A 26,621-nucleotide genomic window follows, 5' to 3' on the forward strand; every position below is an offset into this window, starting at 1 on the left:
AGGAAAGCGATATGAAAAAGATTGGTTTTATCGGTTTAGGTAACATGGGGCTTCCAATGTCAAAAAATCTAGTTAAATCAGGTTACACAGTATATGGCGTGGACTTAAATAAAGAGGCGGAAGCGTCCTTTGAAAAAGAAGGCGGAATTATCGGTCTATCAATCTCAAAACTAGCAGAAACATGTGATGTAGTTTTTACAAGTTTACCTTCACCTCGCGCTGTTGAAGCGGTATATTTTGGAGCAGAAGGATTATTTGAAAATGGTCACTCGAATGTAGTTTTCATTGATACAAGTACGGTATCGCCGCAGTTAAACAAACAGTTAGAGGAAGCTGCAAAGGAAAGGAAAGTAGACTTTTTAGCAGCACCTGTGAGCGGTGGTGTAATCGGAGCCGAAAACCGCACATTAACGTTTATGGTTGGTGGATCAAAAGAGGTATATGAGAAAACGGAATCTATCATGGGCGTACTAGGTGCGAACATTTTCCACGTTAGTGAGCAGATTGATAGTGGTACAACTGTTAAGTTAATTAATAACTTATTAATTGGTTTTTATACAGCTGGTGTGAGTGAAGCTTTAACATTAGCGAAAAAGAACAATATGGATTTAGATAAAATGTTTGATATTTTAAATGTAAGTTACGGTCAAAGTAGAATTTATGAACGTAATTATAAAAGTTTTATAGCACCTGAAAACTACGAGCCAGGATTTACTGTGAATTTATTGAAGAAAGATTTAGGATTTGCAGTTGACTTAGCTAAGGAAAGCGAACTCCATTTACCGGTAAGCGAAATGTTATTAAACGTATATGACGAAGCGAGTCAAGCTGGATATGGTGAAAACGATATGGCTGCTTTATATAAGAAAGTTAGCGAGCAATTAATTTCTAATCAAAAATAAATTATACAAAGGAGAGAATACAATGATTACAACTGAAATTAAACGAGTAAAAAATCACATTAACGGTGAGTGGGTTGAATCGACAGGTACGGAAGTAGAAGCAGTGCCAAATCCAGCGACTGGGAAAATTATCGCTTACGTTCCACTATCTCCAAAAGAAGATGTCGAAAAAGCTGTTGAAGCGGCAAAAGCAGCATTTGAAACATGGTCTAAAGTACCAGTTCCGAATCGTTCAAGAAATTTATATAAATATTTACAGCTATTACAAGAAAACAAAGATGAGCTTGCAAAAATCATTACGCTAGAAAATGGTAAGACGCTAACGGATGCAACAGGTGAAGTACAGCGTGGTATTGAAGCGGTAGAACTTGCAACATCTACGCCAAATTTAATGATGGGTCAAGCACTTCCGAATATCGCTAGCGGAATTGATGGATCGATTTGGCGCTACCCAATCGGAGTTGTTGCTGGTATTACGCCGTTTAACTTCCCGATGATGATTCCGTTATGGATGTTCCCACTTGCAATTGCTTGCGGTAATACATTCGTATTAAAAACATCTGAAAGAACGCCACTTTTAGCGGAGCGACTTGTAGAGTTATTCTATGAAGCTGGTTTTCCAAAAGGAGTATTAAATTTAGTACAAGGCGGAAAAGATGTTGTAAATAGCATTTTAGAAAATAAAGATATTCAAGCTGTTTCATTCGTTGGATCTGAGCCGGTAGCTCGTTACGTTTATGAAACTGGTACGAAACACGGGAAACGTGTACAAGCGTTAGCTGGTGCGAAAAACCATGCGATTGTAATGCCAGATTGCAATCTTGAGAAAACAGTACAAGGTGTAATTGGATCTGCATTCGCAAGTAGTGGAGAGCGCTGCATGGCATGTTCAGTAGTAGCAGTAGTAGATGAAATTGCTGATGAATTCATTGATGTATTAGTAGCAGAAACGAAAAAATTAAAAGTAGGCGATGGTTTTAACGAAGAGAACTATGTTGGACCATTAATCCGTGAATCTCATAAAGAGCGCGTTTTAGGCTATATTAATAGCGGTGTAGCAGATGGGGCAACTTTATTAGTAGATGGCCGTAAAATTAAGGAAGAAGTTGGAGAAGGTTACTTTGTAGGTGCAACAATCTTTGATGGCGTGAATCAAGAAATGAAAATTTGGCAAGATGAGATTTTTGCTCCAGTATTAAGCATTGTACGAGTTAAAGATTTAGAAGAAGGTATTAAACTAACAAATCAATCTAAATTTGCAAATGGTGCAGTTATTTATACGTCAAACGGTAAACATGCACAAACGTTCCGTGATAATATCGATGCTGGTATGATCGGTGTAAACGTAAATGTTCCAGCACCAATGGCATTCTTCGCATTTGCAGGAAACAAAGCGTCATTCTTTGGTGATTTAGGTACAAATGGTACAGATGGCGTTCAATTCTATACACGTAAAAAAGTTGTAACTGAGCGCTGGTTTTAATATAAAATAAACAGCCAAATTAGTTATTAAATGAAAACCACCACTATTAATAGTGGTGGTTTTCATCTTGTTAATTACTTTTTTCAAAAGCAAGTTTAATACCAAAACCAATTAAGACGACTCCCGTTAACCCTTGAATATAACGTTGCGTCTTCGGTTTTTTCATAAAAGCACTAATTTTATCAATTAAAAATATATAAAAAGCGAACCAAATGGCTGTTAAAACGAGGTAAGTAAGGCCCATTACGAGTAGTTGGATAAACGTATTATGATTTGGATTTAAAAATTGCGGTAAAAACGTTAAAAAGAATACTGCAACTTTAGGGTTTAATAAATTTGTAAGAAATCCTTGGCGAAAGCAAGAAGTATGTTCGTTTTCATTATTCAAAGATAGATCATTTGTATCTAAGTTTTCTTTGTTTCTTACTGCTAAAAGGGCTTTAATACCGATATATATTAAATAGAGAGCCCCAACGTACTTGAAAATAGAAAATAAAAGAGCTGACTTTACAATAAGTGCAGAAAGACCAATTACAGCAGCTAAAGTATGAATTAATAGTGCAATACATGTACCAAACACTGTTTTCACTCCACCGACTTTACCAGCAACCAATGTATTTTTCGTAGCCATTGCTGTATCTGGACCAGGTAAAATGATAAGGCAAATAGACATAATGATGAAAAGAAGATAATTTTCTATCATAGCCGCCCCTCCTTTTTATTTTTAGAATATTTGATTAAAATCAGTGTAGCACAAAAATGGATTTAATAAAATTAAATTTTATTAAAAAGCATTAAATAAAAAGGCTATATAGTAGCTGTAATTACAGCTACTATATAGCCTCGATTTTATACCGCTATTTGCGGGTAGTAAGATTTTTACCGCACAAGATTTAGCTGAAGCAAAGAAGTTAGGTGGGGGATGAACGAAACACCCCCTCATGACAGTTTCATTTTATGCATTAAGTAAGTTAAAGAAACGATTCACATCTTCTTCTGAAACGTCACTTAACTGTTTATATTTATAATTCGGATTTTGATCTTTATCAACGACAACGGAGCGTACTCCTTCGAAGAAATCTTCATGTCTCATGAAATTTTTAGCAAGTATAAGGTCCGTAGCGAAACATTCTTTAACGGATTTATCTTTTCCATCAATAAACTGTTTTAATGTTACTTTTAGTGAAATAGGGGATTTTGATAACAGTGTTTCTTTCGTTTTTAGAGCAAAGGAACTTTCATCTTTCTCCAATGAATGGATGATTTCTTCAATTGTATCGAAAGCAAAATGTGAATTGATTACTTCTATTGAAGGAGCAAGCTCGCTTTCTAAGTTTGGAGCAGTTGCAAATGTACGAATAACTTCTTTTAAATTAGTATGTACATCATCTTCTTTATGCCAATTTACACTTTCAAGTTCAGTAAGAAACTTTGGTAATGAATCAGATGTCATAAAGTAATCAGCAGCATTAATAAATAATACGTCAGAAGCTTTTAAAATAGATGCTGTTAAAGCAACGAATCGTCCTGTATATCCAGGCGCTTTATTTAAGAAATATGCAGCTCCGACGTCTGGGAAGAAGCCGATATTCATCTCTGGCATTGCCCATTTCGTACGCTCAGTTACAATGCGATACTTCGCACCATTTGTAAGACCGACACCACCGCCCATTACAATTCCATCTAAACAAGCAATAATCGGTTTTGTATATTGATAAATATATGTATCAATTTCATACTCTTCTTCAAAAAAACGTTCTGCATGTTGCAATGCCACTTCATTGGAACGCGCTTCATAAAGAGTTTTAATGTCGCCGCCTGCACAAAAACCTTTTGTGCCAGCTCCTTTTAACACGATAAGTGCAATACGCTCATCGTGTTCCCACTCTTTAAGTTTTTGTCCGATAGGTTGTAACATGTCATAAGATAAAGAATTAAGTGCTTTTGGACGGTTTAAAGTAATTGTTGCAACGCCGTTTTCACTAACAGAAAATAAAACGTGTTCAGTCATAATGCATCCTCCCTTACATATCTTCTTATTCTTAATTCTTGATATGTACTGAAATGTCCTTTATAAATTTCGTCAAAAGTTGACGGTAAATATTAATTTGGTCACCGCATATTTTGACGAGTTATCTTTGCAGGATTTCAGAGACTGAGGGGGAATATTACAACATTACTGTAAGTGTAATTATTTGAAGTTATAATGATAAAAGCGCTATTATATAGGTGTGAATTGTTCATTATCAATTCTAAAAAGAGTGTTTGAAGAAAAAATGAATCGTACAATTGTAATAAAAAATTTTACACTGAATTAGAAATAGAGAAAGGAGAAATCGGAATGCCAGGACCTTTACTATTGTCGGTTATTATTTTGTCTTCTTTAATGATAGGAATAACGCAGTATTTTCATCATACAGATACGACAGAAGAAGTGAAGGATAAAGTACGTCTCGTATTTCCGATTTTTATAATATCTATTTCATTCTGTATTTTATTAAATAAAGATGGGTACATTGTCGCAGTGTTCTCATTTTTCGTCGCAATCGTTTTAATTACCGTTTTATATTATGTAATGAAAGACTTTATACAAAAATAAAGATGTCACAATAGGCATTTTTATTTTGGGAAAAATATAAAATTTCACATACCGTATTTTATATAAAATACATAAAACATATAACAATAGAAAAGTGTGTACTTTGCTGTGTATGTACTTGTCAATCTTGCATAGCCACTATACTATTAAAATGTAGAGATTATAAAAAGGGGTTGTATCTATCATGAAATTTGAGATGCACACAAAAATTATTTCAAATGAAAAAGAAGTAAGATTACATATTGAAGAAAATATATTTCAATTAATATTGGATGGTTATCACTTATTTACAGTTCAAGAAATATTGCCTTTATATAAATCAAATGAAGAAAGAATTGGAAGTGCAACGATATTAAAGCTAGAGTGGGAGAACGGAAAAACTATAATAAACTATCAACTCGTTTCACTAAAATCAGTAAATTAAAAGGAGTAGAAAAATATGAAGTTATTTCATACAGCGGATTGGCATTTAGGTAAGCTTGTTCATGGCGTGTATATGACTGAAGACCAAAAGATTGTATTAGATCAGTTTGTACAGGCTGTTGAAGAAGAAAAACCTGATGCTGTAATTATTGCAGGGGATTTATATGATCGAGCAATTCCACCTACAGAAGCAGTAGACTTATTAAATGATGTGCTGCAAAAAATAGTTATTGATTTACAAACACCAGTTATTGCAGTAGCTGGTAATCATGATAGTCCGGATCGTATCCATTTTGGAAGTAGTTTAATGAAAAAACAGGGCTTGCATATTGCAGGTCAATTTCAATTCCCGTATGAACCTGTTGTACTAAATGATGAATATGGAGAGGTTCACTTCCATCTAATACCGTATGCAGACCCAAGCATAGTGAGGCACGTGTTGAAAAATGAAGACGTACGTTCTCATGATGATGCGATGCGCATTTTTATGAATGAGCTCTCTGAAACGATGGATAAAGAAGCTAGACATGTATTTGTTGGACATGCATTTGTAACTTCTTCAGGAGAAGCGGAGGAGAATACAAGTGATGCAGAACGACCACTTTCAATTGGTGGTGCTGAATATGTAAATAGTCATTATTTTGATAAGTTTCATTACACAGCGCTTGGACATTTACATCAAGCGCATTTCGTACGTAATGAGACGATTCGATATTCAGGTTCACCACTTGCCTATTCAATTTCTGAAGAGAAACATAAAAAAGGTTATTACATTGTAGAACTGAATGAAACTGGTGAAGTAGCAATTGAAAAAAGGTTACTTTCACCACGTCGTAAAATGCGAACAGTAGAAGTGAAAATAGATGAATTATTACAGCACCCAGTAAGTGAAGATTACGTATTTGTAAAATTATTAGACGAAAACCCTGTCTTACAGCCAATGGAGAAAATACGATCTGTATATCCAAATGCAATGCACGTTGAAAGAGCGATGCAAAGACGAGAACTCACAGATACAAATGAAGTAACTGTTTCAAGACATAAAACGGATGATTTATCTCTTTTAAAGGCTTTCTATAAAGAAATGAAAGGGTTAGATTTATCAGAAGAGAAAGAACGCCTATTTATAGATGTATTACAAACAGTGCAAGAACGGGAAGGTGAACGAGGATGAGACCGATTCAGCTTATTATGACAGCATTCGGGCCATATAAACAGAAAGAAATAATCGATTTTGAAGATCTTGGAGAACATCGTATTTTCGCTATTTCTGGGAATACAGGAGCTGGAAAAACAACGATTTTTGATGCGATTTGTTATGTGTTATATGGTGAGGCTAGTGGAGAAGAACGTAGTGATACGAGCATGCTTCGAAGTCAATTTGCTGATGATAATGTTTATACAAGTGTTGAACTAACCTTTCAATTAAAAGGGAAACGCTATGAAATAAAACGACAACTTGGACATAAAAAACAAGGGAATAAGACCATTACAGGACATGCAGTAGAATTATATGAAGTTATTGATGGAGAAAACGTTCCAGCCGTCGATCGTTTTCATGTAACAGACGTAAACAAAAAAGTGGAAGATTTAATTGGGTTAAGTAAACATCAATTTAGCCAAATTGTTATGTTACCCCAAGGGGAATTCCGAAAATTATTAACATCTGAGACGGAAAACAAAGAAGAGATTTTACGTCGTATTTTTAAAACGGATCGTTATAAGTTAATGCGTGAGTTACTTGACCAAAAACGAAAACAATGGAAAGACGTCTTACAAGAAAAGCAGAAAGAGCGAGAGTTATACTTCCGTAATGTTTTTAAATTACCAATCCGTGATGGAGCATTATTAGAGACATTAGTGGCACAAGAACATGTAAATACGCATCAAGTAGTAGAAGCGTTAGAACAAGAAACAACCGTGTATAAGGCAGAGGTTGAGCAATTACAAGTAGAACAAGATGTTCAAACGAAGCAATTAAAGGATGCAGAAACACGTTTTCATGCAGCAAAATCTGTAAATGAGAAATTTATAGATTTACAACAAAAGAATGAGAAATATAACACTTTACAAGAGAACCGTGCAGCAATTGAAAGGAAAGAAAAATTCTTTAAACGTGCGGAACAAGCAAAGCACTTATTACCATTTGAACAATGGTATGAAGAAGCGATGGAAAATGAGCAGAAAGCTGAAAGTTTGTTAAAACAGATAATCGTCAAACAAGAACAGATAATGAATAGCTTTGAACTTGCTCAGGAGAAGTATGAAGTAGTAAAGAATAAAGAAGCTGAACGAGAAGATGCTAAAAAACTTGTTCAAAGATTAGAAGAGTTACAAGCGATCATTGAATCATTAGCTGAGAGAAAGTTGAATTTACAAAATGCCGAAATTCAAATAGGGAAATTAAAAGAAAGTATGCAAAAGTTGGATCAACAACTAGAAGAGCATACAAACCAAAAACAGAGAATGTCTGATGAATTGCAGCAATTAGAACAAGCACTTGAGCAATATGTAGCTAAAGTGGAAGAACTAACGAATATGCGAGAAGATGCAAAAGTTTTAAAACAAGCATATGATGTTTGGCAAGAAAAACAAAAATTCGAGCAAGAAAAAGAAGCGGCAAATAATAAAATGCAAGTGGCAGTTCGTGCATATGAAAACATAGAGCGCCGCTGGTTAAGTGAACAAGCTGGTATATTAGCTCTTCATTTACATGACGGTGAATCTTGTCCGGTATGTGGTAGTACGAATCATCCACAAAAAGCTACAGAGCAAAGTAATGCGATCGATGAAAAAGAGTTAAACGATTTAAGAGATAAGAAGAACATTGCTGAAAAATTCCATGTGCAAGTAGAGGAGAAATGGAATTTCTATCGACTACAATATGAACAAGTGATAGAAGAAGTTGTGAAGCGCGGCTACAATTCGGAAAAATTAGCTGAAACATATAGTGCACTTGTTCAAAAAGGAAAACAATTAGCTGCAGATGTTAATACGTTAAAAGCAAGTGAAGAAACACGTAAGCAGATTGCTGCGAACATGAAAAGCGTAGAAGAAAAAATAGAAGAACTTCAGAAACAAAAACGAGAAGTGGAAACAATGCAGCACCGTACAGAAATGGAGTGTATGCAACTTCGTACGTCATATGAACATGATAAACGAAATATTCCAGAAAACTTACAAACAGTACAAGCTTGGGAAGCACAGTTTAATCAAGCTATGCAGGAACTTAGGTTAATGGAGGACGAATGGAAGAAAGTGCAGGAAGCGTATCAGCATTGGCAAAATGAAAATATACGTATTCAAGCTGAACAAAAAGGTGCTTCTAATCAATTTGAAAGTGCAAAATTAAAGAAAGAAGAGACTTTCGCACGCTTTATGAAAGAGCTAGAACAAAGTGGGTTTACAGATCAATTCACGTATAAAGAAGCCAAATTAAGCGATGCCGAGATGGAGATATTACAAAAAGAAATTCAAGGTTATTATTCATCGCTTGAAGTACTTGCAAAACAAATTGAAGAGTTAAACTCAGAATTAAAAGATAAAGAGTATATGGATATTACATCTTTAGGTGAACACATAAAAGATCTAGAAATTAATCTCGATATAATTAAAGAAAAACGTCAACGTGCGCAAAATGCGGTAACATATATTTCTGATTTACATGAAAACATTAGACGTATTGACGAACAAATTCACGAGGAAGAAAAAGCCTTCCAAGAACTTGTTGATTTATATGAAGTAATGAAAGGTGATAACGAAAGTCGTATATCATTTGAACGTTACATCTTAATTGAGTATTTAGAACAAATTGTTCAAATCGCAAACGAACGACTACGTAAATTATCAAATGGACAATTTTATTTAAAACGAAGTGAGCGAGTTGAAAAAAGAAACCGCCAAAGTGGATTAGGTTTAGATGTGTACGATGCATACACTGGCCAAACGCGCGATGTAAAAACATTATCCGGCGGAGAGAAATTTAACGCATCACTTTGCTTAGCGCTAGGAATGGCAGATGTCATTCAAGCATATGAAGGTGGTATTTCTATCGAAACGATGTTCATCGATGAAGGGTTCGGTTCATTAGATGAAGAATCATTAACGAAAGCAGTAGATGCCTTAATTGACTTACAAAAATCAGGCCGATTTATCGGTGTCATCTCACACGTTCAAGAGCTGAAAAACGCAATGCCAGCTGTATTAGAAGTAACGAAGCAGAAGGATGGATGTAGTCAGACTAGGTTTGTGGTGAAGTAAGCTTAGAAAATGGAGTAGGGAATCTATCGATACTTTTAGTGTCATATGTATGAATCATAAAACGTCGTCTCTTCATATTGGAGGCGACGTTTTATTTTATAAAATATCTATGAATTATCTGTAGAAGGCGGCGTATTCTCCAAACGATTATAAGCTTTAAAAGCTGAAATTGCCGATATAACCCCGCCTACTAAAAATAAAGTCGATCCTCCAACTAAGATGATACGACTGACATATGTTTCCCGTGCTTCTTCGACTTCTTCTTGTAACGCTGTAGGCATATGAATCCTCCCTTTATAAAAGTTGTTTTATAAATAGTATATACAAACGCCTAAAATGTGTTAAAATAACTGATGATTTTATGCAGTGGGTAATTAGATGAGTAGGATGCGAGTGGCTAAGTAAATCTTCATCACAAATTTATGTGAACTTCACATAGAGCACATATTAACATTGTATTATGTATATGTACCAAATAAATAAATAAAGTGAATGTAAGTTCTGTTTTCAAAAATTTAAAATCCTTTTATTTCTATATGAAAGTTTTAATCAAGGGTTTTAAAAAATTTGGAAATAGATCTTATGAATATGGAATTCATATAAAAGGGGAATGTCTTATGACAACATATACGAGTGAAATGAGAAAAACTTTAGTTTCAGAAGAAGATGTAGATATTTTAAAAATTATGGCGCATCCAATCCGACTGCAAATTGTAAATGAATTAAGTACGAGAAAAACTTGTAATGTAACACAATTAACAGAGTTACTGAATATTCCGCAATCTACTGTTTCACAACATTTATCAAAAATGAAGGGTAAAGTGTTACGAGCAGAGAGAAGAGGTTTAGAAATTTATTATCATATTAACAATTTAAAAGCGAGTAAGATTGTTAATGTTTTAGGGTATATAAACTAGTGAAATATTTTTATATAAAATAGCCCCTGCTGTTGAGCAGGGGCTATTTTGTGGTGTTTTATGTATTTGTATTTAAAACTTTATAGTTTTTATGGTTTACAATTGTTCGATCAAATTCAAAAGTACCACCGCTTACATTTGTAATTTCAACTAAGACCGATTCAGTATAAAGTTTTAATACAGATCCTGTAATCTTTAAATTATTTCGTTGAAAAAGTATAGTATCCCCTACGTTTGCTTTCATAGTACCTCCTCATTAAAGACAGAAATATTTTTTTATTATATATATTAAACCACGGATAGATATATTAGTGAATATTTAGTTTTATTTATTGGAAAAAAATTTGTTCTCTAATAGAAGAGTATAAAGTACTCCTATGTTAAAAGTTATATTTTATTTAAGTTTATCCCGCTATTTGTTGGGCAGTAAGACCCCCGCCTCAAAATTCAGTGGAAGCAAAGAAGTTAGGCGAGGGCCCTGTTGCCCGTAAAAGCCCGATTGGTGAGGGCTGATTAAAGTTTCACTTTTTAAAAAAGGGTTCAAAAACAAATGTAAATCGAGCTTATACAAAAACTACTTATTAAATAACTGTTACGTATTTAATAAGTAGTTTTTGTATTTCATCCTTCGTTTTTTGTAACTGATTCTACGTTTTTGACGCTCTACCTTGTAAGTGCTTACATAAACAAAAACATCTTATACAATGAAGGTGTCAAATCAAAAGAGGTGACCAAAATGAACATAAAAAAAGTAAATTTAGCGAATAGCATTGAAATAGAAAGAGGAGGCGGAAAGGTATGAAAAAATCACCTGTTAATCCATGGCTTGTTGTCCTTGGCACAGTTATAGTACAAATGGGGCTTGGGACGATATATACATGGAGTTTATTCAATCAGCCTTTAGTTAGTAAATATGGTTGGAGTCTTAACGCTGTTGCGATAACTTTCTCAATTACTAGTCTTTCTTTAGCATTTTCAACTTTATTTGCGAGTAAATTGCAAGAAAAATGGGGACTTCGTAAACTTATTATGATAGCTGGATTAGCATTAGGACTAGGATTAATACTTAGTTCACAAGCATCCTCACTAATATTACTTTATGTACTAGCGGGAGTTGTTGTAGGTTATGCAGATGGTACAGCATATATCACTTCACTATCAAATTTAATAAAGTGGTTTCCAGAGCGTAAAGGTTTAATTGCTGGTATTTCTGTCTCTGCATATGGTTCAGGTAGCTTAATCTTTAAATACGTTAACGCACAGTTGATTGAATCAGTTGGTGTATCCCAAGCATTTATATACTGGGGTTTAATTGTTACAGCTATGATTGTAATTGGTGCTTGTTTAATCCATCAAGCTGCAGATCAAGGAGCAGTTCATGAAACAAAAACTGAGGAATACACAACGAAAGAAATGTTAGGCACAAAACAAGTATACTTATTATTTATCATGTTATTTACATCATGTATGAGTGGCTTATACTTAATTGGTATGGTAAAAGACATTGGTGTTCAACTTGTAGGACTTAGCGCAGCAACAGCAGCTAATGCGGTGGCTATGGTTGCAATCTTCAATACATTAGGTCGTATCATTTTAGGACCGTTATCGGATAAAATTGGGCGTTTAAAAATCGTTACTGGTACTTTTGTTGTTATGGCGAGTTCAGTCTTAGTTCTAAGTTTTGTAGATTTAAATTATGGTATTTACTTCGTATGTGTAGCAAGTGTAGCGTTTTGCTTTGGTGGAAATATCACTATTTTCCCAGCTATTGTTGGTGATTTCTTCGGTATGAAAAACCATAGTAAGAACTACGGAATTGTGTATCAAGGATTTGGATTTGGGGCGCTTGCAGGTTCCTTTATCGGTGCACTTCTAGGTGGATTCAAACCAACGTTCATGGTAATAGGTGTATTATGTGTCGTGTCATTCATTATCGCAATTTTAATTCAAGCACCTAAACAGAAAAAAGAAAAAGAAGAAGAGTATCGTAGCGTAGCATAAGTATACAAATCTTCTATAACACTATGATTACGAAAAAGCATCCTATTCTATTAATTAGGATGCTTTTTTATGAGTTATTTTAACAAGGTTAAATTACTTTTGGGATTTTTATAGATGTAAAAGTGAGTGGAATACCCATTTGGAATATAATAAATTGATACATCGTATTCGAAATATATATTAAATCTTAAATGATAAAGAAGACATTCATTAGTATTTGTAAGATATATTTTCAGAAAAATATTGAGAAAATATATACTTGAGTTTTTCATAAAGCATTGTAAATGAACGTATCTCTAGTTTAGTTTCTTCAATTTTAAAAAGAGGACTTTGAATTTTATTTATAATATAAGTACTTTTAATGCGTTTACATATGATTTTATTAAGAAGCATTAAAATGGTTTATCTGAAAAATAAAAAAAGATTGACAAGTTTATTGAGAAACATTATCATTTCGGTGTAAGATGGTAAATGAAAAACATTATCAATAAAATGAATTTTAAAGTAATGCGCACTTGACCAATTAGTTTAGTAAGTGTATTATTTTTTACAACACAACTGATAATGAAAATCAATATCATCGGTGTTGCTTAATGAAATTAATGTTTATGTGAAAGGATAGAGAAAATGAACTTAGGGGAATTTGATGGGAAAACAGTTTTAGTAACAGGTGCAGCACAAGGCATAGGCAGTGTCGTTGCCAAAATGTTTTTAGAAAGAGGAGCCACAGTTATTGCGGTTGATCAAAATGAAGAGGGGTTAAATGTACTCTTAAATCAAAATGAATTAAACAATACACGTATGAAAACGTTTCGTTTAGATGTGAGTGATAGCGCCGCTGTTGAAGACATGGTAAATCATATTGCAAATGAAATAGCGCCAATAGATATTTTAATAAATGTTGCAGGGGTTTTACGTATGGGACCAATTCATTCGTTAAGTGATGAAGATTGGAATAAAACATTCTCTGTAAATACTACAGGGGTTTTCAATATGTCCCGAGCGGTAAGTAAAAATATGATGTTAAGAAAATCGGGGGCAATTGTTACAGTCGGTTCAAATGCGGCAAATACGCCAAGAATGGAGATGGCTGCGTATGCTGCGTCAAAGGCCGCAACGACGATGTTTATGAAATGTTTAGGACTAGAGCTTGCGGCATACAATATACGCTGCAACTTAGTTTCTCCAGGTTCTACTGAAACTGAGATGCAAAGATTACTATGGGCTGATGAGAATGGAGCTAAAAATATAATTGCTGGTTCTCAAAATACATATAGACTCGGAATTCCATTACAAAAAATTGCACAACCTTCAGAAGTTGCTGAAGCAGTGTTATTTTTAGCCTCAGATAGAGCAAGTCATATTACAATGCACAATTTATGTGTTGATGGCGGCGCTACGTTAGGAGTTTAATAAAAATTCAGGAGGTTATTATATTATGAATGAACATATAGCTGTAAAGGAATTGTCAGAAAAACTTTTAGAAGATTATAAGACTGAATCTTCATTCTTTTTCGCTTCACCAACTCGAACGATATTAGCAGAAGGAGAGTTTACTACAGTAAAGCATCGTGAAATTGAAAGTTTCCCAGAGCTTGTGCAAGCAGAATTACGTAATGCGAAACAAGCTGGAAATCCAAATCCTATCGTTGTGGGTGCTTTGCCATTTGATCGTAGAAAAGAAGTCCAACTCATCGTACCAGAATATAGCAGAATTTCTGAGCGTTTACAATTGGATACAACAAATCAGCTTGAAACAAATGAGAATGTAACATTTGAAATGACACCAATGCCAGACCCTGAAGTTTATATGAATGGTGTGAAGCAAGGAATTGAAAAAATACAGGACGGTGATTTAAAGAAAATCGTTCTATCCAGATCGTTAGATGTTAAATCTTCCGAAAAGATTGATAAGCAAAAACTTCTGCGAGAATTAGCAGAGCATAATAAGCATGGTTATACATTTGCTGTAAATTTACCGAAAGATGAAAAAGAGAACAGTAAGACGCTAATTGGAGCAAGCCCTGAATTACTTGTTTCACGTAATGGTATGCAAGTTATTTCTAACCCGTTAGCTGGTTCAAGGCCACGTAGTGAGGACCCAGTAGAAGATAAAAGAAGAGCAGAGGAATTACTTTCTTCGCCAAAAGATTTACATGAACATGCGGTAGTAGTTGAAGCGGTTGCCGCTGCACTTCGTCCGTATTGTCATACATTACATGTTCCAGAAAAGCCATCAGTTATTCATAGTGAAGCGATGTGGCATTTGTCTACAGAAGTGAAAGGTGAACTGAAGGATCCAAATACTTCTTCTTTACAATTAGCAATTGCCCTTCATCCTACGCCAGCAGTTTGCGGAACTCCGATGGAAAAAGCAAGAGAGGCTATACAGCATATTGAGCCATTTGACCGCGAGTTCTTTACAGGAATGCTAGGATGGAGCGATTTAAATGGAGATGGAGAATGGATTGTTACAATTCGTTGTGCTGAAGTACAAGAAAATACACTGCGTTTATATGCAGGAGCTGGGGTTGTTGCTGAGTCAAAACCAGAAGATGAGTTAGCAGAAACATCAGCTAAGTTCCAAACAATGCTAAAAGCTTTAGGGTTAAGAGATAGTTCACTTAATGAAAAATAGGGGGAAGAAAGAATGCTAGTAGGTTATACAGAATGGCCAAAAGAATTTGCCGATCGTTACCGAGAAGCAGGATGTTGGCTTGGTGAAACATTTGGAGGAGTGTTAAGAGAGCGGGCTGAGAAATATGGAGATCAAATCGCGGTTGTAAGTGGTAAGAAGCATATAACATATAGTGAACTTAATAAAAAGGTAGATCGTTTAGCAGCAGGTTTACTCAATTTAGGAATAAAGAAAGAGGACAGAGTTGTAATCCAGTTACCTAACATTATCGAGTTTTTCGAAATATGTTTTGCACTATTTCGAATTGGAGCGCTTCCTGTCTTTGCACTGCCTTCACATCGAAGTAGTGAAATTAGTTATTTTTGTGAGTTTGGCGAGGCGAGCGCTTACGTTATTTCAGATAAGGCTCTCGGTTTTAATTATCGAAAACTAGCAAGAGAAGTGAAAGAGAAAGTGCCAACTTTACAACATGTAATTGTAGTGGGAGAAGAAGAAGAGTTTGTGAACATAAATGATCTGTATATGGATCCCGTCTCATTACCAGAAGTTCAGCCAAGTGATGTTGCATTTCTCCAATTATCAGGAGGCACAACAGGTCTTTCTAAATTAATTCCTAGAACGCATGATGACTATATTTATAGTTTGCGTGTTAGCGCTGAAATTTGTAATTTGAATGCAGAAAGCGTCTATATGGCAGTTCTTCCAGTAGCACACAATTACCCAATGAGTTCTCCAGGGACATTTGGAACTTTCTATGCGGGTGGAAAAGTGGTATTGGCAACTGGTGGTAGTCCAGATGAGGCCTTTGCTCTTATCGAAAAAGAAAAAGTTACAATTACAGCGCTCGTTCCGCCATTAGCAATGATTTGGCTTGATGCTGCATCTTCTCGTAATGCCGATCTATCAAGCCTAGAGGTTATTCAAGTAGGTGGTGCTAAGTTTAGTGCTGAGGTTGCAAGACGTATACGCCCTACATTTGGATGTACGTTACAGCAAGTATTCGGTATGGCGGAAGGATTAGTGAACTATACAAGATTAGATGATCCGGAAGAAATTATTACTTATACACAAGGTAGACCAATGTCTGCACTCGATGAAGTGCGAGTTGTTGATGAAAATGACAACGATGTACAACCGGGCGAAGTAGGTAGTTTATTAACACGAGGTCCATATACAATTCGTGGTTACTATAAAGCCGAAGAGCATAATGCACGATCATTTACAAAGGATGGGTTTTATCGCACAGGTGATCTTGTAAAAGTAAATGAACAAGGATACATCATTGTAGAAGGAAGAGATAAAGATCAAATTAACCGTGGTGGTGAGAAAGTTGCCGCGGAAGAAGTTGAAAATCATCTATTAGCACACGATGCGGTCCATGACGTAGCAATTGTATCTATGCCTGACGATTATTTAGGTGAACGCACCTGTGCTTTTGTTATAGCTCGCGGACAAGTTCCGGCAGTAAGTGAATTAAAAATGTTTTTAAGAGAACGTGGTATAGCGGCTTATAAAATTCCAGATCGAATTGAATTTATTGAATCATTCCCGCAAACAGGAGTCGGAAAAGTCAGCAAAAAGGAACTACGTAAAGTCATTGCTGAAAAACTTATTACAGTAAAACAATAATAAAAACCGGAAGGAAGTGATTAGATGGCTATCCCATCTATTTCAGTATATAAAATGCCAATTGAATCAGAACTACCAAAAAATAAAGTGAATTGGACACCAGATTCGAAACGTGCAGTGCTTTTAATTCATGACATGCAAGAATATTTTCTTGATGCATATAGCGATAAAGAATCCCCAAAAGTAGAACTTATTTCAAATATTAAAATGATAAGAGAAAAATGTAAGGAACTTGGTATACCAGTTGTTTATACAGCACAACCTGGTGGGCAAACGTTAGAACAACGAGGTTTATTACAAGACTTTTGGGGTGACGGTATACCTGCTGGACCAGATAAAAAGAAAATTGTTGATGAACTTACTCCTGATGAGGATGATATATTCCTCACAAAATGGAGATATAGTGCATTTAAAAAGACAAATCTATTAGAAATTTTAAATGAACAAGGAAAAGATCAACTCATTATTTGCGGTATTTATGCGCATATTGGCTGTCTTTTAACAGCTTGTGAAGCATTTATGGATGGTATAGAGCCGTTCTTTGTAGCAGATGCAGTTGCTGATTTTTCACTAGAGCATCATAAACAAGCATTGGAGTATGCATCTAATAGATGTGCAGTAACGACATCAACAAACCTACTGTTAAACGATTTACAAAGTGTAAAAGATGATGAGAGTGAAGGAATCACTATACAGGAAGTGCATGAACTAGTTGCACAACTACTTCGTGAGCCAGTAGAGAGTATTGATATTGATGAGGACTTATTAAATAGAGGGCTTGATTCGGTCAGAATTATGAGTTTAGTAGAGAAGTGGCGTCGTGAAGGGAAAGAAATCACTTTTGCAGATTTAGCAGAACGTCCAACTGTTGCAGGTTGGTACAGTTTACTATCTTCACAAACAGCACAGGTGCTGTAACAAATAGACTACATAATAAAGGGGTAGTAAAGAATGCCTAACAGTCAAAAGATTCGTCATTCGTTATCATCTGCGCAGTCTGGTATGTGGTTTGCGCAACAATTAGATCCGCTTAATCCAATTTACAATACTGGGGAATATGTAGAAATAAACGGAAATATTCATCAAGAAATTTTCGAATTAGCTGTACGTAAAGTTGTAATGGAAGCAGAAGCACTTCATGTTCGCTTCGAGGAGGATGAATTTGGCCCATGGCAAGTTATTGAAGAATCACAGTTTCATATGCATTTTATTGACGTTCGTAAAGAAGAAAACCCTGAAGAAGCTGCTAAAGTATGGATGAAAAATGATTTATCTATGCCAGTCGATTTGAAAAAAGATACATTATTTACTGAAGCACTTATTCAAGTTGAAAATAATCGTTTCTTTTGGTATCAGCGCATCCATCACATTGTGATGGATGGCTATGGATTTTCACTTCTTAGCCAAAAAGTAGCGAATGAGTATACATCACTTATAGAAGAAACAAACAAGAATGAAAAGCCATTTGATTCTCTTACAAAAGTCGTGCAAGAAGATATTGAGTATCGTGAGTCTAAAAAATTTCAGGAAGATCGTACTTTTTGGTTAGAAAAATTTGCGGATGAACCAGAAGTTGTAAGCTTGGCAGAGCGAGCACCGAGAACATCAAATGGATTTTCACGAGAAACAGCTTATTTATCTAGTTCTAGCACGAAAACTTTATTAGAAGATATCAATATTTCGTTAACAAGTTGGCCGGAATTCATTGTCGCTGTAACAAGTATTTATATGCATAAGTTAACAGGTGCACATGATATTGTTTTAGGTTTACCGATGATGGGACGTCTAGGTTCGGTATCTATTCATACACCAAGTATGGTAATGAATTTAGTGCCACTTCGTATTACAGTAACTCCAAATATAACTCTTGCGGAATTATTGCAACAAGTTTCTAAAGAAATCCGAGATGTACGTCGCCATTATAAATACCGTCATGAGGAATTAAGAAGAGACTTAAAGTTACTAGGTGAAAATCAAAGGTTGTTTGGACCGTTAGTGAATGTTATGCCTTTTGATTACGGGCTAAATTTTGCTGGAAATCGTGGTATTAAGCATAATTTATCAGCAGGACCTGTCGATGATTTATCAATAAATGTATATAAACGTTTTGATCAAAATGAGCTAATGATTCATTTTGATGCAAATCCTGAAGTATATAATGGCGCGGAGCTAGCATTGCATAAAGAAAGATTTATGAATCTATTTGAATTAGTAGTAAATAATTATGAGAAAAACGAGTCGATTGGAAAAATAAACATTACTCTGCCTGAAGAAAATCATAAAGTTTTATTGGAATGGAATGAAACGAAGGAAGACGATGAGTTAATCAGTCTGCCTATATCATTTGAAAAACAAGTGCAAAAAAATCCCAATAAACTAGCCATTACTTGTGACGGTGTAAACCTTACGTATAAAGAGCTAAATGAACGAGCGAATGAACTAGCACATTATTTAGTAGAAGAAGGAATACGACCAAACCAGTTTGTAGCTTTAGTATTCCCTAGATCAATAGAAATGGTAGTTAGTATGCTAGCAGTCTTAAAGGCTGGTGCAGCGTATTTACCAATAGATCCAGAATACCCAGCAGAAAGAATTAATTATATAGTAAATGATGCAAAACCAGTTTGTATCATAACACATTCATCTGTTTCATCTAAGTTAGTTATAGAAAATGATATGAAAAAAATTGTATTAGATGAAGAAGAAACGAAACTAGCGTTATATACATATTCTCGTATGAATATAGCATGTAAGAATGATGTATCACTTTTAAACCCAGCCTATACAATATATACTTCAGGCTCAACAGGAAACCCAAAAGGTGTAATTGTTCCTATGAGAGGTTTAAGTAACTTTTTAATGGCTATGCAACAAAAGTTTTCATTAAATGAAAATGATCATTTATTAGCAGTTACAACGTTTGCATTTGATATTTCTGCTCTAGAAATTTATTTACCTCTTATTAGTGGTGCAAGTTTAACAATTGCGCAAAAAGAAGACATACAAGAGCCTTCTGCATTAACGACACTTTTACATGAAGAAAGAGTGGCCATTATGCAGGCTACACCGACGCTTTGGCAGGCGTTAGTAACTGATTATCCAGAGAAGCTACAAGGGCTAAACATACTAGTTGGTGGTGAAGCTCTTTCAGCGCATTTAGCAAATAAATTAAAAGAATTAGGTTGCTCAATAACTAATTTATATGGACCAACTGAAACGACGATTTGGTCTACTTTCATGAACATTGATGAAGGTGAAAAGGGTATACCTCCTATTGGAAAGCCAATTTGCAATACAGAAGTGTATGTATTGGATGCAGGGTTACAACCAGTTCCACCTGGAGTTATTGGGGAATTATATATTGCAGGGGAAGGACTTGCAAGCGGATATTTAGGAAAACCTGAGTTAACAGCTGAACGGTTTGTTGCAAATCCTTATGGAGAATCAGGGAAGCGCATGTACCGTACAGGAGATCTTGTGAAATGGCGTAGTGATGGTGCGTTAGAGTACATTAGTCGCGCAGATCATCAAATTAAAATTCGTGGATTCCGAATTGAATTAGCTGAAATTGAAACGGTATTACAACGACATGAAAATATTCAACAAGCGGTAGTAATAGTACGAGAAGATCGTCCAAATGATAAACGCATCATTGCGTATATCGTTGCAGAAGAAAAGGAACCGATTAATCTTTCAGAAATTCGTTCTTATGTTTCAGAAAGTTTAGCGAATTATATGATACCATCGGCATTTGTTGTGCTAGAAGAATTACCATTAACGCCAAATGGTAAGGTTGACAGAAAGAAATTACCTGCTCCTGATTTTAATGGAATGAACAATGAGAGAGTTGCTAGAAATCCGAAAGAAGAAATATTATGTGATTTATTTGCAGAAGTACTTGGTGTTTCTCGAATTAGCATTGATGATAATTTCTTTGAAATGGGTGGACATTCACTTCTCGCATCTCGTTTAATGGCAAGAATTCGTGAAACGTTAAGTGTGGAATTAGGAATCGGGAAACTATTTGAATCACCAACTGTTGCCGAACTGGCGAAACAATTAAACGATGCAAAAAGTGCAAGACCAGCTATTCAGAAAGCAAGTAGGCCAAATGAAGTTCCACTTTCATTTGCACAGCGCAGGTTATGGTTCTTAAATTGTTTAGAAGGTCCAAGTCCTACTTATAATATTCCGCTAGTCATTCGTATGAATGGAATATTGAATCGGGAAGCATTACAAGGTGCTTTTTATGATGTAGTTGAGAAACATGAAACACTTAGAACAATTTTCCCTAACGTATTAGGTAGTTCTTATCAGAAAATTTTAGATATGGAAAACTTAAATCTAGAAATGGTTATAACTAATACATGTAAAGATGAATTAGAAAGTGTACTTTCAGAGGCGGTAAGGTATAGTTTTAACCTCGATTTTGAGCCGGCAGTTCGTTTGCAACTTTTTACAGTGAGTGAAAACGAACATGTATTATTAATTCTATTACATCATATTGTAGGTGATGGCTGGTCATTACAGCCGTTAACGAGAGACTTTACAGCGGCGTATAAAGCGCGATGTCAAGGTGACAGAGTTCAGCTGGAGTCACTTCCCGTTCAATACGCAGATTATGCACTTTGGCAACAGCAATTGCTAGGTGATGAAACGACACCAGAGAGTCTTATTTCAACACAATTAGATTTTTGGAAAGAAGAACTTAAAGGTTTACCAGACCAAATGGAGTTACCTACAGATTTCCAGCGTCCAATTGAGACGAGTTACCGCGGGGAAACAATTCATTTTCATATAGATGAAGGTATGCATAGTAGGTTAGTAGAGCTTGCACGTGAAAATGGAGCTAGTTTGTTTATGGTATTGCAAGCAGGGCTTAGTGCACTATTTACAAGATTAGGTGCAGGCACTGATATACCAATTGGAAGTCCGATTGCTGGAAGAAATGATGATGTACTCTCTGACATAGTCGGCTTATTTGTAAATACATTAGTGTTACGTACAAATACATCAGGAGATCCAAGTTTTAAAGAATTATTGAATAGAGTAAAGCAGACAAATCTTGCAGCTTATGAAAATCAAGATGTTCCATTTGAACGACTCGTTGAAGTGTTAAACCCAGTGCGTACTCGAAACAGCCACCCGTTGTTTCAAGTTATGTTAGCTTTCCAAAATACGCCAGAAGCAATCTTTGATGCCCCGGATATAGAAGCGAGCCTTGAAATTCAAAGCGTCGGTTCTGCAAAATTTGACTTAACATTTGAAATTAGTGAGAGTAACGGGGGTGACGGTACTCCGAACGGTTTACATGGATTACTAGAGTTTAGTACCGATTTATATAAACGTGAAACGGTTCAAAAACTAATAGAAAGATTTATTTTGTTATTAGATGATGCAGCGAAACATCCGGATCGATCAATTGGCACATTAGAAATATTAACTGTAGCAGAGAAAAATACAGTGTTAGAAAAGTGGAATGGTGGTTTTCAAATTGCACCAGAAATGACATTGCCACAATTATTTGAAAAGCAGGCTCATATAAATCCAAATTCTATTGCTGTTGTCTTTGAAGATAAGAAATTAACTTATGAAGAGTTAAATAGAAAAGCAAATAAAATAGCTCGATTCCTAATAGCAAAAGGGATTGGTCCTGATCAACTCGTTGCTTTAGCGATGCCAAGATCATTAAACATGGTTGTAAGCTTATTAGCTGTTCTTAAAGCTGGTGCTGGATACCTTCCGTTAGATCCAGATTACCCAGCAGACCGTATTTCATTTATGCTACACGATGCGAAACCATCATGTGTTTTAACGAATTCAGAAGTGGAAATTGAATGTAATGAGGCACTAAAAGTTTTAATTGATAATGTAAAAGTAATAGCAGAAGTTGAGAAATATAGTGAAGACAATATTGATGAAGTGGAACGCATTAAGCCATTATCTCCATCACATATTGCTTACGTTATTTATACGTCAGGGTCAACGGGTAGACCGAAAGGCGTTATGATACCTCATCAAAATGTAGTAAGACTTTTAGGAGCAACTGATCATTGGTTCCAGTTTGACGAAAACGATGTTTGGACGATGTTCCATTCATATGCTTTTGATTTCTCGGTTTGGGAAATTTGGGGACCTTTATTATATGGAGGGCGTTTAGTTGTAGTGCCACATACTGTAAGTCGCTCGCCGAAAGAATTTTTACAGCTTCTTGTTAAAGAAAAGGTTACGGTTTTAAACCAAACTCCATCAGCGTTCTATCAATTGATGCAAGCAGATCGTGAAAATGAAGAGATTGGTCAAAAATTATCTTTACGATATGTTGTTTTTGGAGGAGAAGCACTTGAGCTAAGTCGCTTAGAAGGTTGGTATAGTCGACATCCTCATAACGCACCAAAGCTTATTAATATGTACGGTATTACGGAGACGACAGTACATGTTAGTTATATTGAAATAGATGAAACTATCGTCTCTTTACGAGCAAATAGTTTAATTGGGTGCAGTATACCTGACCTTAAAGTGTATGTGTTAGACAACTATTTACAACCAGTGCCACCTGGAGTAGTTGGAGAAATGTATGTTGCAGGTGCAGGGCTTGCGCGTGGATATTTAGGAAGAGCAGGATTAACGGCTGAACGCTTTATCGCAGATCCATTTGGCAAGCCAGGTACAAGAATGTATCGTACAGGAGACTTAGCTCGCTGGCGTAAAGATGGGACGCTAGATTATATAGGACGTGCAGATCATCAAATCAAAATTCGTGGGTTCCGAATTGAATTAGGAGAAATAGAAGCAGTCATAATGAAGCACCCTAAAGTTGAGCAAGTAGCCGTTATTGTACGTGAAGATCAACCAGGGGATAAACGGTTAGTTTCTTATATCGTTGCATCAAATAATGAAGCGATTGATACGAATGAAATGCGTCAGTTTGCTAGTGGTAGTTTACCAGATTATATGGTTCCATACGCTTTTGTAGTAGTAAATGAGTTACCTTTAACTCCAAACGGTAAATTAGATAGAAAGACATTGCCAGCTCCAGAATTTATTGCATCATCTTCTAGTCGTGGTCCAAGAACACCGCAAGAAGAAATGTTATGTGACTTGTTTACAGAAGTGCTAAGTGTACCTCAAATTGGAATTGATGACGGATTCTTTGATCTTGGTGGCCATTCACTCCTTGCAGTGCAACTTATGAGCCGCATGAAAGAGGCGCTTGGAGTGGAACTAAATATTGGCACTTTATTTGCAGCACCGACTGTTGCAGGGTTAGCTGAAAGACTTGAGATGGGGAATGGTCAAAGTGCATTTGATGTGTTGCTTCCATTACGAGCAAGCGGGGATCAATTACCACTATTTTGTGTACATCCAGCTGGTGGATTAAGTTGGTGCTATGCAGGACTTATGAAATCTTTAGGAACAGATTATCCAATCTATGGTGTACAAGCACGAGGTATTGCTAAAAATGAAGAACTTCCAAAAAGTTTAGAGGAGATGGCGGCGGATTACTTGAAACATGTTCGTGAAGTACAGCCTCATGGACCATATCGTTTATTAGGTTGGTCGCTTGGAGGAAATGTTGTGCATGCAATGGCGGCGCAATTACAAAATGAAGGGGAAGAAGTAGAATTACTCGTTATGCTTGACTCTTATCCTGGACACTTCTTACCGAATACGGAAGCGCCTACTGAAGAGGAAGCGTTAATCGCATTACTTGCTTTAGGCGGATATGACCCAGATAACATGGATGGTAAACCACTTACAATGGAAAGTGCAGTTGAAATCCTTCGTAAAGATGGAAGTGCATTAGCAAGTCTTGAAGAAGAGACTATATTGAACTTGAAAGAAACATATGTAAATTCAGTAGGGTTGTTAGGGAAATATGTACCGAAAGTTTATAACGGAGATATCTTATTCTTTAGATCTACTGTTATACCAGACTGGTTTGATCCTATTTCTCCAAATACGTGGCTAAATTATTTAGATGGGCAAATTGTGCAGCACGATATTGATTGTAGACATAAAGATCTATGTCAGCCAGGTCCACTTACGGAAATTGGACAAGTATTAGCGAAATATTTGCAGAATAAGAAAGGGGTAAGTAGAGTATGACGAATCCATTTGAAAATGATAATTACACATATAAAGTATTAATAAATGAGGAGGGCCAGTATTCTCTCTGGCCTGCTTTTCTCGATGTACCTATTGGCTGGAATGTCGTATATGAAGAAGCTAGTAGGCAGAGCTGCTTAGAATATGTTGAATATAACTGGAAAGATTTGAATCCACAAGGTAATCAAGTTCGCGAAAAAACATTAGTAGGAAAACGATAATGAAAGAAAAACTAAATCCAAAAGTAGTTGTAAGTATCGTTTATATAACTGCGATGTTTATGGCTGCGATGGACGCAACGATTGTAAATGTAGCACTGCAAACGATAAGTAGAGAACTACAAGTACCTCCATCTGCAATGGGGACGGTGAATGTTGGATATTTAGTTAGTTTAGCTGTTTTCCTTCCGATTTCTGGTTGGTTAGGAGATCGTTTTGGTACGAAAAGAGTATTTTTAATTGCTCTTTTCGTATTTACAATTGCATCTGCTTTATGCGGAATGGCTAACGATATTACTTCATTGAATATTTTCCGTATTATTCAAGGTGCTGGCGGAGGGCTTTTAACACCGGTCGGAATGGCGATGTTATTTCGAACATTTTCACCAGAGGAAAGACCGAAGATTTCCCGGTTCATTATACTTCCAATTGCTGTAGCACCAGCAATTGGTCCTATCATCGGTGGTTTCTTTGTAGATCAAATGTCTTGGCGTTGGGCATTTTATATTAATCTACCGTTTGGAATCGTTGCATTGCTATTTGGACTTCTATTTTTAGCAGAACATGTTGAAAAATCAGCTGGTCGCTTTGATTCGCTCGGCTTTATTTTATCAGCACCAGGATTTGCGATGCTCATATATGCACTCAGCCAGGGACCATCAAAAGGGTGGATTTCTCCAGAAATTATGAGTACTGGGATAGCTGGGGTTGTATTCATTACATTGTTTATAATTGTAGAACTGAAAGTAAAGCAACCGATGTTAGATTTACGCTTATTAAAAGAACCAGTCTTTAGAAAGATGAGCATTATATCATTATTTTCATCAGCTGGTTTATTAGGAATGTTATTTGTTTTTCCTCTTATGTATCAAAATGTGATAGGAGTTTCTGCACTGGAATCAGGACTTACGACATTTCCAGAGGCGATTGGATTAATGATTTCTTCACAAATTGTACCATGGTCATATAAGAAATTAGGAGCTCGAAAGGTAATTTCTATTGGATTAATATGTACGGCGGTTATATTTGTTTTATTGAGTTTTGTAAATCACGATACGAATCCGTGGCAAATCCGGGCATTATTGTTTGGTATCGGTATTTTCTTAGGTCAATCTGTCGGTGCGGTTCAATTTTCTGCCTTTAACAATATCACGCCGCCTTCTATGGGGAGAGCGACTACTATATTCAATGTGCAAAATCGACTAGGTTCAGCAATAGGAGTAGCGGTTTTAGCTAGTATACTAGCTGGTTTTGGAGGTAATAACGTTCAATCCGATTTTTTACCATATCAAGCAGCATTAATTGGGTCAGCAATATTTTTGCTCATAGCACTACTATTTTCTTTACGTATTTCCGATAAAGAGGTAATGTCAAAGAAGAAAGAAAAAACATTATCTGTATCAGAAAAAGAGAAAGTACTTGTCAATGAATAACAATATACG

Annotated in this window: 19 protein-coding genes; 15 read left to right on the forward strand and 4 right to left on the reverse strand. The window is 35.7% G+C overall.

What is annotated here, in order from left to right; all coding sequences use genetic code 11:
• The first annotated feature begins 11 nt into the window (after positions 1–11).
• A complete protein-coding gene (locus NST86_RS11570; RefSeq protein ID WP_000719412.1) occupies positions 12–902 on the forward strand; it encodes an NAD(P)-dependent oxidoreductase in 891 nt (296 codons plus the stop codon).
• 22 nt (positions 903–924) lie between these two features.
• Positions 925–2,385: a CoA-acylating methylmalonate-semialdehyde dehydrogenase gene (locus NST86_RS11575; protein ID WP_000633346.1), complete on the forward strand. Its 1,461-nt coding sequence runs from the start codon at positions 925–927 to the stop codon at positions 2,383–2,385.
• A gap of 70 nt (positions 2,386–2,455) precedes the next feature.
• Here the strand turns inward: NST86_RS11575 and NST86_RS11580 are convergent, their stop codons facing one another.
• Together NST86_RS11580 and NST86_RS11585 are read right to left on the reverse strand one after the other, a co-directional pair.
• Complete coding sequence (locus NST86_RS11580; RefSeq protein WP_000572359.1) at positions 2,456–3,088, reverse strand: LysE family translocator; 633 nt, start codon at positions 3,086–3,088, stop codon at positions 2,456–2,458.
• Positions 3,089–3,340: 252 nt separating this feature from the next.
• On the reverse strand, positions 3,341–4,396 hold the full coding sequence (locus NST86_RS11585) for an enoyl-CoA hydratase/isomerase family protein (RefSeq protein WP_000134923.1): 1,056 nt from the start codon (positions 4,394–4,396) through the stop codon (positions 3,341–3,343).
• Positions 4,397–4,726: 330 nt separating this feature from the next.
• On the opposite strand from NST86_RS11585, the gene NST86_RS11590 reads away from it, so the two are divergent.
• The 4 genes from NST86_RS11590 (at position 4,727) to NST86_RS11605 (ending at position 9,667) form a co-directional block, all read left to right on the forward strand.
• The gene (locus tag NST86_RS11590; RefSeq protein ID WP_001119409.1) at positions 4,727–4,984 is read left to right on the forward strand and encodes a hypothetical protein; all 258 of its coding nucleotides are present in this window, start codon (positions 4,727–4,729) and stop codon (positions 4,982–4,984) included.
• 184 nt (positions 4,985–5,168) lie between these two features.
• Positions 5,169–5,408 carry a DUF2584 family protein gene (locus tag NST86_RS11595; RefSeq protein ID WP_000667345.1) on the forward strand — a complete coding sequence of 80 codons (240 nt, stop codon included), beginning with the start codon at positions 5,169–5,171 and terminating at the stop codon, positions 5,406–5,408.
• Between the two features lie 15 nt (positions 5,409–5,423).
• Positions 5,424–6,581 carry an exonuclease SbcCD subunit D gene (locus NST86_RS11600; RefSeq protein WP_227593468.1) on the forward strand — a complete coding sequence of 386 codons (1,158 nt, stop codon included), beginning with the start codon at positions 5,424–5,426 and terminating at the stop codon, positions 6,579–6,581.
• Positions 6,578–9,667 carry an AAA family ATPase gene (locus NST86_RS11605; protein ID WP_016117766.1) on the forward strand — a complete coding sequence of 1,030 codons (3,090 nt, stop codon included), beginning with the start codon at positions 6,578–6,580 and terminating at the stop codon, positions 9,665–9,667. Before NST86_RS11600 ends, NST86_RS11605 begins: the two co-directional genes overlap by 4 nt.
• Positions 9,668–9,774: 107 nt before the next feature.
• On the opposite strand, the gene NST86_RS11610 is transcribed toward NST86_RS11605, so the two are convergent.
• Positions 9,775–9,948, reverse strand: coding sequence for a hypothetical protein (locus tag NST86_RS11610; RefSeq protein ID WP_001141668.1), 174 nt, complete (start codon positions 9,946–9,948; stop codon positions 9,775–9,777).
• Between the two features lie 336 nt (positions 9,949–10,284).
• Between NST86_RS11610 and NST86_RS11615 the strand changes: the two genes are divergently transcribed.
• Complete coding sequence (locus tag NST86_RS11615; protein WP_000214801.1) at positions 10,285–10,584, forward strand: ArsR/SmtB family transcription factor; 300 nt, start codon at positions 10,285–10,287, stop codon at positions 10,582–10,584.
• Between the two features lie 58 nt (positions 10,585–10,642).
• Here the strand turns inward: NST86_RS11615 and NST86_RS11620 are convergent, their stop codons facing one another.
• Entirely contained in the window at positions 10,643–10,828 is a 186-nt protein-coding gene (locus NST86_RS11620) for a YkvS family protein (protein WP_000646793.1), read from the reverse strand.
• Between the two features lie 554 nt (positions 10,829–11,382).
• Between NST86_RS11620 and NST86_RS11625 the strand changes: the two genes are divergently transcribed.
• The 8 genes from NST86_RS11625 (at position 11,383) to NST86_RS11660 (ending at position 26,612) form a co-directional block, all read left to right on the forward strand.
• Positions 11,383–12,585: an L-lactate MFS transporter gene (locus NST86_RS11625; RefSeq protein WP_016117767.1), complete on the forward strand. Its 1,203-nt coding sequence runs from the start codon at positions 11,383–11,385 to the stop codon at positions 12,583–12,585.
• A 627-nt stretch (positions 12,586–13,212) separates the two neighbouring features.
• Complete coding sequence (gene dhbA / locus NST86_RS11630) at positions 13,213–13,998, forward strand: 2,3-dihydro-2,3-dihydroxybenzoate dehydrogenase (protein WP_001048430.1); 786 nt, start codon at positions 13,213–13,215, stop codon at positions 13,996–13,998.
• A gap of 25 nt (positions 13,999–14,023) precedes the next feature.
• Positions 14,024–15,223 carry an isochorismate synthase DhbC gene (gene dhbC / locus NST86_RS11635; protein ID WP_016117768.1) on the forward strand — a complete coding sequence of 400 codons (1,200 nt, stop codon included), beginning with the start codon at positions 14,024–14,026 and terminating at the stop codon, positions 15,221–15,223.
• 12 nt (positions 15,224–15,235) lie between these two features.
• The gene (locus tag NST86_RS11640) at positions 15,236–16,852 is read left to right on the forward strand and encodes a (2,3-dihydroxybenzoyl)adenylate synthase (protein WP_000960114.1); all 1,617 of its coding nucleotides are present in this window, start codon (positions 15,236–15,238) and stop codon (positions 16,850–16,852) included.
• 24 nt (positions 16,853–16,876) lie between these two features.
• Positions 16,877–17,770 carry an isochorismatase family protein gene (locus tag NST86_RS11645; RefSeq protein ID WP_001007287.1) on the forward strand — a complete coding sequence of 298 codons (894 nt, stop codon included), beginning with the start codon at positions 16,877–16,879 and terminating at the stop codon, positions 17,768–17,770.
• A 33-nt stretch (positions 17,771–17,803) separates the two neighbouring features.
• Complete coding sequence (locus tag NST86_RS11650; RefSeq protein WP_227593467.1) at positions 17,804–24,961, forward strand: amino acid adenylation domain-containing protein; 7,158 nt, start codon at positions 17,804–17,806, stop codon at positions 24,959–24,961.
• Positions 24,958–25,182, forward strand: coding sequence for an MbtH family protein (locus tag NST86_RS11655; protein ID WP_000184059.1), 225 nt, complete (start codon positions 24,958–24,960; stop codon positions 25,180–25,182). The genes NST86_RS11650 and NST86_RS11655 overlap by 4 nt, the downstream gene beginning before the upstream one ends.
• Entirely contained in the window at positions 25,182–26,612 is a 1,431-nt protein-coding gene (locus NST86_RS11660) for an MDR family MFS transporter (protein ID WP_000660200.1), read from the forward strand. The genes NST86_RS11655 and NST86_RS11660 overlap by 1 nt, the downstream gene beginning before the upstream one ends.
• Positions 26,613–26,621: the final 9 nt, after the last annotated feature.

This window comes from Bacillus sp. FSL L8-0199 (genome assembly GCF_038005705.1).
GTDB classification, from domain to species: domain Bacteria; phylum Bacillota; class Bacilli; order Bacillales; family Bacillaceae_G; genus Bacillus_A; species Bacillus_A cereus.

What these genes read in the sequence shown, in the direction of transcription:
- NST86_RS11570 (WP_000719412.1), top strand. Translation starts at nt 12, where the DNA reads ATGAAAAAGATTGGTTTTATCGGTTTAGGTAACATGGGGCTTCCAATG.
- NST86_RS11575 (WP_000633346.1), top strand. Translation starts at nt 925, where the DNA reads ATGATTACAACTGAAATTAAACGAGTAAAAAATCACATTAACGGTGAG.
- NST86_RS11580 (WP_000572359.1), bottom strand. Translation starts at nt 3,088, where the DNA reads ATGATAGAAAATTATCTTCTTTTCATCATTATGTCTATTTGCCTTATC.
- NST86_RS11585 (WP_000134923.1), bottom strand. Translation starts at nt 4,396, where the DNA reads ATGACTGAACACGTTTTATTTTCTGTTAGTGAAAACGGCGTTGCAACA.
- NST86_RS11590 (WP_001119409.1), top strand. Translation starts at nt 4,727, where the DNA reads ATGCCAGGACCTTTACTATTGTCGGTTATTATTTTGTCTTCTTTAATG.
- NST86_RS11595 (WP_000667345.1), top strand. Translation starts at nt 5,169, where the DNA reads ATGAAATTTGAGATGCACACAAAAATTATTTCAAATGAAAAAGAAGTA.
- NST86_RS11600 (WP_227593468.1), top strand. Translation starts at nt 5,424, where the DNA reads ATGAAGTTATTTCATACAGCGGATTGGCATTTAGGTAAGCTTGTTCAT.
- NST86_RS11605 (WP_016117766.1), top strand. Translation starts at nt 6,578, where the DNA reads ATGAGACCGATTCAGCTTATTATGACAGCATTCGGGCCATATAAACAG.
- NST86_RS11610 (WP_001141668.1), bottom strand. Translation starts at nt 9,948, where the DNA reads ATGCCTACAGCGTTACAAGAAGAAGTCGAAGAAGCACGGGAAACATAT.
- NST86_RS11615 (WP_000214801.1), top strand. Translation starts at nt 10,285, where the DNA reads ATGACAACATATACGAGTGAAATGAGAAAAACTTTAGTTTCAGAAGAA.
- NST86_RS11620 (WP_000646793.1), bottom strand. Translation starts at nt 10,828, where the DNA reads ATGAAAGCAAACGTAGGGGATACTATACTTTTTCAACGAAATAATTTA.
- NST86_RS11625 (WP_016117767.1), top strand. Translation starts at nt 11,383, where the DNA reads ATGAAAAAATCACCTGTTAATCCATGGCTTGTTGTCCTTGGCACAGTT.
- dhbA (WP_001048430.1), top strand. Translation starts at nt 13,213, where the DNA reads ATGAACTTAGGGGAATTTGATGGGAAAACAGTTTTAGTAACAGGTGCA.
- dhbC (WP_016117768.1), top strand. Translation starts at nt 14,024, where the DNA reads ATGAATGAACATATAGCTGTAAAGGAATTGTCAGAAAAACTTTTAGAA.
- NST86_RS11640 (WP_000960114.1), top strand. Translation starts at nt 15,236, where the DNA reads ATGCTAGTAGGTTATACAGAATGGCCAAAAGAATTTGCCGATCGTTAC.
- NST86_RS11645 (WP_001007287.1), top strand. Translation starts at nt 16,877, where the DNA reads ATGGCTATCCCATCTATTTCAGTATATAAAATGCCAATTGAATCAGAA.
- NST86_RS11650 (WP_227593467.1), top strand. Translation starts at nt 17,804, where the DNA reads ATGCCTAACAGTCAAAAGATTCGTCATTCGTTATCATCTGCGCAGTCT.
- NST86_RS11655 (WP_000184059.1), top strand. Translation starts at nt 24,958, where the DNA reads ATGACGAATCCATTTGAAAATGATAATTACACATATAAAGTATTAATA.
- NST86_RS11660 (WP_000660200.1), top strand. Translation starts at nt 25,182, where the DNA reads ATGAAAGAAAAACTAAATCCAAAAGTAGTTGTAAGTATCGTTTATATA.